Genomic DNA, 11,831 nt, shown 5'->3' on the forward strand with positions numbered 1-11,831 from the left:
CCTTGGTATGAATCATAATGAATCATTGACGTCTTTATCCCAGGCTTTCTGTATATCGTCAAACTCCACTTTTTCCTTAATTTTTATACCCTCGCTGGTGCAGCCAACTTTCACCTGGAAAGATCCCTCAGGGGTTACGCGGGTTTCAAAATGCCTTTTTAGCTTCAGACGATCCACATGCTTATATCTTAGACCAAATGTTGATGTTTTGATCAACAAGAAGGTTGCGCATTGAATCCATGCGGTTTCTTCTGCAAGGAAAGACAAGACAATCATTACCCGTCCCTTCTTGCCAACCGCGGTGGTTTGCCAGACATCCAGGGCGCCTGAATGGAATAAATGCCTGGTGGCCCAGGCTAACTGTTCTGGCGTGGCATCGTCGTAATTGGCTGAAACCTCAATGACTGTATCGTATTCAAAAGGCAGCGTCTGGCTTTGAGTGGTTGAGTCAATGACACTGATTCGAAATAAATTAGGATACCCTTCCAAATTCATCGTGCCAGCACCGCATCCATTCGCCAATAGCGCCCCTTCAGGCCAATCCTTTGAAAAGGTCGAACATATTGTCTTAATAATAGCCAATCCTGTTGGCGTGCTTAATTCAATATTATCCCTGGTAATGACGGCAGGAATGGCAGCGATCGGCATATCGACCGCAAGGGCAGCGGAAACCGGCGGCGGCACGGGCTGAGTCCCATGGGCTGTAGTAATGATTCCCCGGCCTAATTTAACGGGGGAAGCGACCACCCGGGCAGGATCCACTTTGATAATGCAATAAGCGGCCATGACAATATCCATGAGCGAATCCACCATGCCCAATTCATGGAAAGCCACCTCCTCTTTACTGATGCCGTGACAGTGGGCCTCTGCCACAGCCAGCGTATCTAAAATACGGCATGCCAGATTTTTAATGGCTTCAGAGAGCGTGGAGTGGTTGATAATCTGCTCCAGCGCGCGAAATGGCACATGAAAATGCAGCGACTCGTCGTGATGGGGATGGTGTGAGGTAGAAAACCGTTTTACCCATTCTACCTCATCAAAAAGAACATTGAGGTGGGTCGCTTCAATGGTCGCACGAATTACTTTCGACACCTGAATTTTAACGCCCGGAATGCCCAATTGCTCACTCAGAGCCTGTAATTCGTCGACAGAAACGAGTCCGGCATGCACAAAGCTGGCTGCGAACATGTCGCCCGCAATTCCGGCAATGCTTTCAAGATACAGTATTTTCACGTTTATTCATTCCATTGATAATGCGGGCAGCAGCAAAACCCGCGGCAAATCCGGCGTCAATATTGGTGACCACCAGGCCGGGCGCACAACTATTGAGCATGCCCAGCAAGGCCGAAACCCCATTAAAACTTGCCCCGTAACCTACGCTCGTGGGTACGGCAATGACCGGCATCCCGACTAATCCGCCGACGACACTGGGTAAAGCCCCCTCCATCCCCGCCACCACGATGACAACACTGGCTCGTTGCAGGGTATCCAGTGTGGAAAGAACACGCTGTAAGCCACAGACACCCACATCGTAGAGACAGGCCGTGGCAATGTTCATGGCAATACACACTTCTTTCGCCTCTTCCGCAATGTGCAGGTCACTAGTGCCTGCCGCAACAATGGCAACGAATTGCTTCTCCAAATCCAAAGGAGCAATCGCAGGAGGATAAACGGTAAATGTTCCTGCCTGTTCGTTAATACGGCCTTCCGGAAAAGCGCGGGCCAAGTCTTTGATTTTATCTGAATCGAGTCGGGTAATTAAAACGCAGGATTTATGCAGGGAAAGGTGTTTGGCAATTTCAATGATTTGCTCTGATGATTTACCCTGACCGTAAATGACCTCATTTAACCCATGCCTTAATTGGCGGTGATGATCCGGTTCGGCATAATCCAGTTTTGTTTGACGCAGCACGGTATTTTTAAGCTGATTGATGGTTTGACTGATATTAATTTCCCCTGCAATCAAATCAGTCAGCATTAATTCCAATTCGCATTCATTCATGATAAGACTGTCCCGCCTCCCAATTGATAACCTGCCAAATCCAGATTGACCCATCGATACCCCAGCTGCCGTGCCGTATGAACCAGTGACTGACGTAGTTCAAGGAGACGAGGCATTTCATCCGGTGCAACTTCAATGCGAAAATAACGGTAGCCGGATGTGTTATCCCCGCCCTTTTCTTCATGCACTCTCACCCGATAGACGCGAAATCCTTCCTGCCGCAGGAGATGTTCCATCGTCTGCACGTGATTTAATTTTTCCTCTGTTACGCGTACGCCCGTCATGAGGCGGGACGCAAGACAAGGACTTGCCGGTTTTTCCGATAAATGAAACCCCAATTGCTTTAAAAACCCTCTGATTTCCGCCTTTTCAAGACCCGCAGCATCCAAGGGTGAATAGATGTTATTTTCCTGAGCAGCCACATGGCCCAAACGAATGTCTCGCCGGTCAGAGGCATTATAGCCATAAGCGATGGAGCGATAACCTCTCTCCCTGGCCACCCGTTTCGCGAGAGCAAATAACTCTGATTTGCAATAATAACAACGTTTATTGTCATTTTTAGCGTAAGCTTCCTCCGCCAACTCCTGGCTGTCGATCAGACAAAGCTCCGCCTCAATGGTCTTAGCAAACTGTTTTGCTTCATCAATCTCCCAGGCAGGAATGCTGGGGCTGACTGCCAATAACGCGAGCACACGCCCTGTTGTCCTTAACGTCTCGGATGATTTTAGCGCCTCAACAGCAGCCCAAAGTAAAAAACTGCTGTCCACCCCCCCAGAAAAGGCGACAATTAAATCGTCCTCAATCAGCGGAGTAAGAATACGATGAAGAGCGGTCATTTTAATTTCCGTTTCAAGCAAACCAGCGTAACTCACCGCCTTAGTCTCTCCCATCCTATAATCCTTTCGTCCAATTTAGTTTACTGGGTAAAAATACGACACCAGGTAGGAACCGCCCAACAACAGACTGAATACCCCGATGCCCAAATCCAGCGCACGGGCCAAATAACGCGAACGTTTGTCAGTGCGATCAAGAATTTTGGCAATAAAAAACCCGTTTAACCCGTCGGTAATCATCATGCCTATCATAAAAATCACCGCAAGAAGGATGGCCAGTATGGCTCCCCCTATTGCATAGCCATTGAGAGAGAATGCGGTTGTAACGGTTAATGTATCAAACGAAAGTGAAAAGAGCATTCCGACGCAAACAGGGGTTAAAAAAGAAACGTTTGCCTGATTCATGCCCCATTTGTTAAATAGATAACTTTTAGGTCCTAAAATTTTCCCTGATTGCCGCGGTTGTTTTCTACAGGTTTGATAAATACTGAAAAAACCAAAAAAAAACAAGAAAAGCTGGGATCATGACGAGACGGAAACATCAACGGGAACTTATCCTTGCGATAAATCGCGTTGCCCGACCGCGTGAGGCGGGCGCGCAACGCCCCGAGCGGCACTTACGTGATTAAAATTTTCGTCCCTGGGTTGGCTTTTACCCAGTTCGCCACATAGTCAATGTAATTGTTTTTACCCACGGCGATGCATCCCCGTGTGGAACCCGGCAAGTTTCCTAACCAGCTAAACAAACCAGCCGATTGGGTCGGGCCATGAATTCCCACATCCCGGCCAGTGTATCCGGCGGCGGCCTGTTTTGAAGTGGGGTAAAGTATTGGAATGAAGACTTTAAACTGGCTCGATTTGCGAGGGTACGCCAGCCCATATAAACCAATTGGGGTTTTATTGTCACCGGCTTGTTTTTTACCGACACCCTTGTAACCAATCGCTATTTTAAACGTTTTAATCACATTGCCCTGTTTACAAATGCTCAAAACCCGTTTAGCGGTATTGACATTGATCCCACTGGGTAAAGTGCAGGTAGCGGAGTTGGCAAATAAAGCAACCGGTGAAAGAAAGGAAAATATGAATAAAAATGCTTTTATTTTCATAAAACTAGACAATTATTACGGAAGTTGGTTAATAATTATTCCATAATATTGTCTTTATTCCTAGAGCTCGCTGGCAAAATGCCTTAGTCATTGTTCCGGTAACCAAGTCCGGCGGCGAAAATCTTTTGCACCACATGATCAATTTTAATACAATTTCTTGCACCATGCAGACTCACCTTGTATTCATCATTTTCCATAAATAGACAATAAATGATCTTCTTGATTACAAAATAATCAATAAAGTTTATAATTGCCATCTGGGTATAAATTAGGCCATTTATGAAAGAAGAAATTAAAAAACTTGCAGAATTATTAAGTCAACACAATATCACATTCGTCAACTCACTGGCAAAAGAACTGAGCACCTTGTTAAAAGAAAGTAAACCGCGCTTTAGCCAGTTACACGCCATCCTAACGCGGTACCCTCTCATTCAGCTTCCCCGTTTTTTCCCTGCATTGAACAGCAACGATGTTGTCGAAATTAAAAAAGCAGTTACTGCTTTAGTGCAAGCAGCCAAGCTCTCCTGGATGCATTAATGGCAGGAACAAGGCATCGATGAGCTGGCTCATTATTGCGCAGAAATAACGCAGGATCAGGAGTGGTTAGACAACCTCCCGCGGATTATAAATACTCTAAAAAAGATGGATAAGGACAAGGCCATTAAGCAACTTTCTTTTATTGCAGACTATTTACTGATGATTGGCCGAGAAAAATTATCACCTTCTTTCTTATTGCAATTACAACACGTACAGCAATTTAACTTTCCTGTTACCCAGGTGACTGCAGAATCGGCTGATGAGGGCGAGCGGCAGTTATCTGATTTTGCTTTATTTAATACCCATTTTGTGGAGTTACCTCTGGATCAATTCATTGAGGCTTATAATATCCGTTTTGATTGTATCCCTGTCAGAACAAATCACAGTATTCAATATCATCAGGGGGATCGTTTTTATTATGCTCTTCAACCTCCAGTATCTACCGCAATGAGTGAAAAAACATGGGATTACGAAAAGGTGTCACTTGAAACGGAGACTCCAAAGCTGCTTTCACTCAATATTACCAACTGCCACACTGTCCTCATTCATGAAGCAAAAACAAGCCGCTTTTGGATGCTCCACGTTTCACCCGGCTCTCTTCAGGGTAGAGAACCTTTAGGGAATGTACCGGTGAAAAAGGCGTACATTGATTTACAGCCACATTACAACAACAACGCAATTGGTGTGGATAGTGATGCACAATTGGACATTTATGTGATTGATGCGCGTGGAAATTTTAGAGAGAAACAACTGAGAAAGCGTCTTCCAACCCAGCAAATAACACTGAATCAAGTCCCAACAGAAATAGAGATGCCCTTCATTGTTTCTTCAAGCGATGAAGAAAAATACCAATACCATGTCTGCTTTGCTCCAGCAACTAACAGTTTAATGATTAAACAGAGAGACAAGATCACGCGGATAGACACCCTCTTTAAGCAACCTGCTCTCTCCCCGACGCCCAAGATGGCAGAGGAAGTCTCTCTTAAAAGTGAACAACTGGACGAATTTGGATTCTTTTCCTCTTCCAGTGAAAAAACACTTACTAAGGACGAATTTGATACCCTGTTTGAGCTGGATGACAGGGAATGCCGTGAAAAAATCATTAAAAAAATGCTTGATACCCCGGGTGCATTTCAGCGATGTATCACCAATCTCACCACATTCCTATGGACCATGAAATTTGCCTCACCGGCCCAGAAAGACCAATTGGTGGATCATCTCTGCAATGAAAAAGTCGAATTCACGCGCTTGATTACAAAACCGAGAGATCTGGAGCGCCTGCAAATCGCAATTTCCGATAAATTCCATGAGCAGACACAACAGAAATACAACGAGTACCTCACCGAGGCGCCGCATCTTAGACAAAAAACGCTGTGATATTAATCCTTACCATAACCAGAGATTAATGCTGCTGCGACAACCCTTTTGTTACCAGCCCCCTGCGCTTCGCAGCGCAAGGGACTTATTTTTTATGGATTACAGTTTAGAGTCTTAAAATCCAGAGGCTTGTTAAAGTCATCCCTGGAACCCCTGGTCTTTAAAAAAGTTAATTTGGGCAGCAGGTGTTTCGAGGCTTCGAATCGCTCCTCTAACGAAGTACTTTGAAATTGGCCACACTCAACCTTCAATGTTTCTAAAAATCGATTGCAATTGCTTAATTGCTTGGTCCGTTGGTTGTGATCGCTCCAAAATTGAATCATCTTCGGATCTTGTTCCATCATCTGATTAACAGAAAAGTCAAATCCTTTACTGTTGGCCGCTCTAGAAGTAATGGACATCTCATTAAGGAGGCTGGTGTATTTCAGAATCAGCTCGGATTGAACATAGTGCAAGCCCTGCAAGTCCTTCAAAATGGCCTTACTGACCTCAGCAATCGACAAAATCGCTTCATCAAAGAGGGATTGAATATCATCCATGGGGATTTCAATTTTAGCCTGCGCCATTCTATTCTCCAGATTAACCAAAGAGAGAGTATAATAAAACCTGTCAACAGGAAACATAGATTGCTGAATTGTCTTATTTTATAACCACTATAACCCTTTTAATCAGTTCCCTCTTGTCACCTTCGCCAATAACCGATCAAGCTGATTGGCAAATTGTTGAATGTCTTTTGGGGTAAATGGCTTTGGGCCCTCGGCATGAATGCCGCTGCCGCGCATGACTTCATTAAAGTCACGCATGGCCAGCTTTTGCCTGATGGTGTTTGTACTGAATAATTCACCCCGGGGGCTTATCACATGACTCTGCTTATTCAGACACCCCTCCGCCAGGGGCAGATCCGAGGTAATGACAATGTCACCTGCGCAAACGCCATCCTCAATGGCCTTGTCAGCCACGTCAAACCCTCGTTCAACCACCATTCGTTTAATAAAGGGTGAGGAAGGCAGATTCATTAATTGATTAGCAACCAGAATGCAGTTTACTCGGGTGCGATTGACAGCCTTAAAAATTATTTCCTTGATTACTTTGGGGCAGGCATCGCCATCAATCCAAATGGAGGTCATTCAGTTTACACATTCATTCGTTTGCCTGACTATACCGGTGGAAAGGATTTCAGGCAATGGTGATGACACTGTCTTAATAAAGACTTAATAATTGCCTGCTTAAGCAAACGATACTGTTCGAGTCTCTTACAAAGACCCACCAGGCGCAAAACAGACAAACAAGGGACACCGAAAAATGCCTGTTCCAATAACAGCCAATCCGTCTGATTTGGGACAATTCGTCACGCTGGAAGCATCAATCAACTTGAGGCTTCCACTACATCGGCAGCATGATTTTCTTCAAGGCCCTAAACAGTTTTCGTGGGGTTAAGGGGTATAAGCTCAGCCAAATCTTCCTGCATGGCGCCTGCTAATTGATTTTTAGAATACGCAATGGATTTGGTTCGGGTAAAAAACAAAAATTTGTCCTTTTCCTGTAGCTTTTCTTTTTCCTGTGTTACCTCTTTAAAAATCGTACGCAACGCTTTAAAAGCACACTGGCAGGCGCTGTCTTCCTGAAACGCTTCAAGGATAGGTTCCAGGTCGTTGGCTAAGGACAGGGTGGCGTTACGGGGAAAAAGAAGGTAGCAGTGCAGCAGTTTGTCGATAAGAGTGATCAAATAATCTACTTTTTCGTTGAAGTTGTCGATGCTGCTGAAGGTTTCCTTATACAGCGTTTTCTTATTCGTCATTACCATGTAATCGTATTGCCCTGTCAGCTCTCTATCGGCGGCCTTATAAGGAAATGACTCCGTGATTGAAACCGTGGAGCCTGAGTCAGTCAGGTAAACAGAGACGCTGTTTTTTACTCTACCTTGTAATCCGGGATCAAAGAGGCCATCCTTTGAACTTAAAGCCACCACATGGGCTGCTCCACCGATAAAAATCGGCAAGGTTTCCTCGCTGCAGAAGCTATTGATCAGTTTGGCAAACTCATTGTTAGTCACGGTAATACGATCCGTGCTTCTTTGATAGGCTTCCATTTTTCGAAGCATGTCCAGATCCACTTCTTCACTGTCGCTAAACGGATTTGTTTTTTTATTTTCCGCCCCCTGGATAAGAACGCCGACAGAAAACAAAGCAAAGATTAATTCATACGTGTGGATTGTTTTTGCTTTAAAAAGAGACATTTTTTTCAGCGGATCCATGTCCCCCTTTATTGCCTTTTTTAATGCGCTTTTTAATGCAGAATTGTCCGCTTGATTGAGATCTTCAGCGATAATAATGATGCGTCGCGGCGAGGAGGCGAGGCTGTCCAGATTAGATAAAACAACATCCAGCGTCGGACTAAAGTCATGAATTTCGCCAATTAAAATACTCGAAACTTCCGGGTTTTTAATCAGTGAGCTCAAAAGGTTACGAAAGGAGGTACTGTCACTACCAACCAGGTGTTTTGCATCAGAAGTGGATAACATCTTTGATCAGGGTTTGGGCATATGTTTAAATATAAACCAAATGCTGCTTCATGCCAAGTCAACGCCCGCGCGCAAAAACTCGCAATCGCACGCCGTGTGCCATGGTGTTCCCGCGATTAGCGTAGTAATTACGCTCAATAGGTGATGATCTTGCAATCACCAGCAAATAACCGATAATCACGGGACAAACCTTGTTCATCCCATTGCCCATGTGCGTTAGGACTTAAATGGGAGTCAGGTTTTCCATTCTTTTTTGCGGTGTACCATGCGACCTTTTTTTCGACCAGTCCTGATTGTTATCATGGCGCTATCGCCATGGATGACTCATTCCAGCCAGCCGGCCGCCATGCCTGGGCTTCTCTATTGGGCCTGGGAGGCTCCCCAGGAAATGACGGACATCAATCCCCGCCAATCGGGCATTGCCGAGTTGGCTGCCAGTATCTACATTAAGAGGAACCATCCTTTTTATCATCTACGGCAGCAACCGTTGCATACGCCTGATGCGATTTACCGCGTAGCGGTTATTCATATAGAAGCCCGAGCTCGCTGGAAACCGCAACTGGACAAGCCCATGGCTGAAAAACTGGCCCAGGAAATTAAAACGATTTACCAAAAGAAACACTACGACGCCTTGCAAATAGACTTCGAGGCTTCCGCTTCACAACGAACATTTTACCAACAACTGCTGGGAGCCCTTCGCCAACTCATGGGCAGCGAACAGGTGATTTCCATCACCGCACTGGCCTCCTGGTGTACCTCAGAGCCCTGGATTGCACGCGCCAGACTGCCTGTGGATCAGGTTGTTCCCATGTATTTCAGTTTAAATCGCGACAGGCGGGAGAGGCAGGCCTTTATTCACTCGTTCCCCCACACCATGGCCAGGCTTGCACCAGAATGCCAGTCGGCAATCGGACTAGCCACCTTTGAGCCCTGGCCATTTCCGTTAAGAGCGAGGGTTCCCGTGTTTGTTTTTACAAAAGGGGCATGGAATCCCCACACCTTAAAACAAGCGCAGCAATTGGCGTTTACTGTTCAACACGGAAAGACACTATGACATTATTGACTGCTTTAAGACCTGTGGGTTTAAAAACCCTGACCTTCATTCTGAGTTTGTTTGTTTTTATCAACAGCCATGCCAGCGGCGGCTACGATGAGGAGCGCGGCCTGTCCGGCAAGCACAGTCCTGACTTCCCTTTAAACGGCTACGTCAACGGTCAACTGGGTGTTATCAGTCCTCAATACCGGCTATCCTATTTAATCATTGCCTATCGTTATTTATCCAATAACCCCTTGTCAGAAGCAGAGCAACGCCAGGTGCTGGATAGTTATGCCGTTTATTTTTCGGATTTGTTTTTTGGCGAAAATGATTTCAGAGTGGACGTAAATCAATCCAATACAGCGATAGCCGCAAGAATTTATCAAACCAGCACGACCTTTGTTGAAAAGCAATTGTCCCACAGATGGAAGGAAAGTAACAAATCCCCACTCAGCGAACGAGTGAAGACGCTCATTCAAGCGTGTCCCACCCCCGTTAAACCGTTCACCCGATTTCAATTGGCCTGTCAACGCTTAAAAGCGATTGCCAACGAATTGGAAACAGCGAATTTAGCGGAAGAAACGAAGCACGCGGTTTTGCAAGCCTGGCTTCATGCCCAGGATTTGTTGTTTAACGGGGAATCCGATGGGCATGCTGTCCGTGAAGCCATTAACCAAATTCCTGTCCATCACTTGCCTCTCATTCAACTGGATATCGATTATTTAAAGGCGGTGAGTTATTTTAACTCTCAGAGCGAAGCCGACCAGATTAAGGCTTATGAGCACTTAACCCGGTTGGCTCAAAACAAACAATACCCCTGGCATGAATGGGCTGCCTATTTGAGTTACCGGGCATTAACCCGCGCTGCCTGTCAGGAGTTTAACAGCGGTATGGCCCGTCCAGAACAAATCCAACGTTTAAATGACGCGTTAACCGGTATGCAAAACGTGACCCGCAAGGCTCGGGACCCTGGTGTAAGTAAGGCGGCGAAACAGTATACCCGCATTATTAAAGGGCGCCTTGCTCCTAAAGAAGCCCTCCTGGAGGAGGTACAGGCCATGAGTCATAAAATCACTCGAGCTCATTTTTCAGATCTCATTTTTTATACTGATCTCCTCACCTGGAACAGCGTTGAGCCCCTCGATTTAACCGCGATAAGTCCAGTTACAACAAGCCCCCGGAGCTCAGAACTGGTGCTTTGGATCAGTCATTATTTATCAACAGATAAGCAAAAGACGTTTCCCTTAGCCTACACACACTGGGTTCAATCGCCTGAAAATCGAGCGTGGTTACTGGTTGCTTTAAACAATATCAGCGAGGCCACTCCCTCACAACAACGCACGTTGTTGAACGCCGCGGAAGCAGTAACGGTGAAGCAGCCCGGGTTCTTTAGTATTCGTTCTGCTTTGCTCCAGGCTCTGACTACCCTCGAAGGTGATCACCGCATAGCCCTGATCAAACGCCATGCCTTAATTGATGACACCCTCGCCCAATTAAAAAAGGGGCAGGATTTCTCAACCCGTATGCATTTTGCCAAAATGGGCATCCCTTTGGCTGACAGTCTGAATAACCTATTATCTTATGGGTTTTTTACTCCCTCGACACAGATGTTCACACTTTACCCCTCAGAACCACCAACCGCCCACCCCTATTTCAGTCCTCTTGAATTCTCGCAGGCTCTGAATCATTTACCCCTGTCGGTGCTGATCAAAGCCATTGACTCCAAGCGATTACCTCGAGATGCCCAACGGGAACTTGCTGCGTCTGTATGGGCCCGCGCCATGATATTGCAACAGTACTCCGTGGCAGATAAGCTTGCCTTAAAAACAGCCCGGTTAAATCCTGCCATGAAAAACGCTCTTTTATTGAGCTTAAAGGCTAAAAACCCGGATGAGCGGCTTAAAATACTTGTCAAAACACTGCTCTACTTTCCCGAGCTAAGCCCCATTATTAATTTAAAAAGCACCTGGATACCTGAGATTGGCTATTCCACTGTTTATTACGGCATTAAACCAAGAAAAATAACAAACCGTAACAGCCATACTTACTGGTGTAATCATGGCGAAATAAACAGGACTATCGACGACGATAAACCCCGGCCTGAATTTTCATGGCCTAACCTGCTTACTGTGTTGCAGCGAAAACAACTCACTCACGAGCAGGCGCAACTGCAGACGTTACCCAATGGTGCAGTGTGGCTCGCAGATAAAGCCAATGAACTGGCTAAAAAATACCCGAATGACCAGGAAAACGCGGAATTATTGGCTCTGGCTATTAATGTGACCCGGGTATTGGCCTGTTACGAACCTAACGCACCGGCATCACAACGGGCTTATATTACGCTCAAGCGGCTTTATCCGGAAAGTGAGGGGTCCAAACGAACCCGCTATTACTATTGATGGATGCCTGACGATTATTA

The 11,831-nt window shown here is 45.8% G+C and carries 12 protein-coding genes; 4 read left to right on the forward strand and 8 right to left on the reverse strand.

Translation table 11 applies throughout. From position 1 onward, the window contains the following. Positions 1–12: 12 nt before the first annotated feature. The 5 genes from GH742_RS09065 to GH742_RS09085 all read right to left on the reverse strand — a co-directional run bounded on the left by GH742_RS09065 (position 13) and on the right by GH742_RS09085 (position 3,941). On the reverse strand, positions 13–1,233 hold the full coding sequence (locus tag GH742_RS09065; protein ID WP_203454613.1) for a LarC family nickel insertion protein: 1,221 nt from the start codon (positions 1,231–1,233) through the stop codon (positions 13–15). Then, complete coding sequence (gene larB, locus GH742_RS09070) at positions 1,214–2,002, reverse strand: nickel pincer cofactor biosynthesis protein LarB (protein ID WP_203454618.1); 789 nt, start codon at positions 2,000–2,002, stop codon at positions 1,214–1,216. Before larB ends, GH742_RS09065 begins: the two co-directional genes overlap by 20 nt. Beyond that, complete coding sequence (larE, locus tag GH742_RS09075) at positions 1,999–2,892, reverse strand: ATP-dependent sacrificial sulfur transferase LarE (protein WP_203454621.1); 894 nt, start codon at positions 2,890–2,892, stop codon at positions 1,999–2,001. Before larE ends, larB begins: the two co-directional genes overlap by 4 nt. A gap of 21 nt (positions 2,893–2,913) precedes the next feature. Continuing rightward, complete coding sequence (locus GH742_RS09080) at positions 2,914–3,240, reverse strand: hypothetical protein (protein WP_203454622.1); 327 nt, start codon at positions 3,238–3,240, stop codon at positions 2,914–2,916. Positions 3,241–3,452: 212 nt separating this feature from the next. After that, the gene (locus GH742_RS09085; RefSeq protein ID WP_203454623.1) at positions 3,453–3,941 is read right to left on the reverse strand and encodes a murein L,D-transpeptidase family protein; all 489 of its coding nucleotides are present in this window, start codon (positions 3,939–3,941) and stop codon (positions 3,453–3,455) included. Positions 3,942–4,220: 279 nt separating this feature from the next. Between GH742_RS09085 and GH742_RS09090 the strand changes: the two genes are divergently transcribed. Beyond that, complete coding sequence (locus GH742_RS09090; protein WP_203454624.1) at positions 4,221–4,478, forward strand: hypothetical protein; 258 nt, start codon at positions 4,221–4,223, stop codon at positions 4,476–4,478. A gap of 105 nt (positions 4,479–4,583) precedes the next feature. After that, positions 4,584–5,855 carry a hypothetical protein gene (locus GH742_RS09095; RefSeq protein WP_203454625.1) on the forward strand — a complete coding sequence of 424 codons (1,272 nt, stop codon included), beginning with the start codon at positions 4,584–4,586 and terminating at the stop codon, positions 5,853–5,855. Positions 5,856–5,947: 92 nt separating this feature from the next. Here the strand turns inward: GH742_RS09095 and GH742_RS09100 are convergent, their stop codons facing one another. The 3 genes from GH742_RS09100 to GH742_RS09110 all read right to left on the reverse strand — a co-directional run bounded on the left by GH742_RS09100 (position 5,948) and on the right by GH742_RS09110 (position 8,376). Further along, complete coding sequence (locus tag GH742_RS09100) at positions 5,948–6,394, reverse strand: hypothetical protein (protein WP_203454626.1); 447 nt, start codon at positions 6,392–6,394, stop codon at positions 5,948–5,950. Between the two features lie 129 nt (positions 6,395–6,523). Further along, entirely contained in the window at positions 6,524–6,982 is a 459-nt protein-coding gene (locus GH742_RS09105; protein WP_203454627.1) for a YaiI/YqxD family protein, read from the reverse strand. 287 nt (positions 6,983–7,269) lie between these two features. Next, positions 7,270–8,376 carry a hypothetical protein gene (locus GH742_RS09110; protein ID WP_239005193.1) on the reverse strand — a complete coding sequence of 369 codons (1,107 nt, stop codon included), beginning with the start codon at positions 8,374–8,376 and terminating at the stop codon, positions 7,270–7,272. A 319-nt stretch (positions 8,377–8,695) separates the two neighbouring features. Here GH742_RS09110 and GH742_RS09115 point away from each other — a divergent pair, with 319 nt between their 5' ends. Then, positions 8,696–9,430 (forward strand): hypothetical protein, encoded by a 735-nt coding sequence (locus tag GH742_RS09115; RefSeq protein WP_203454629.1) that lies wholly within the window; start codon positions 8,696–8,698, stop codon positions 9,428–9,430. Further along, positions 9,427–11,811: a hypothetical protein gene (locus GH742_RS09120; protein ID WP_203454630.1), complete on the forward strand. Its 2,385-nt coding sequence runs from the start codon at positions 9,427–9,429 to the stop codon at positions 11,809–11,811. The genes GH742_RS09115 and GH742_RS09120 overlap by 4 nt, the downstream gene beginning before the upstream one ends. Positions 11,812–11,831: the final 20 nt, after the last annotated feature.

Source organism: Legionella sp. MW5194 (genome assembly GCF_016864235.1).
Classification (GTDB): Bacteria; Pseudomonadota; Gammaproteobacteria; order Legionellales; family Legionellaceae; genus Legionella_C.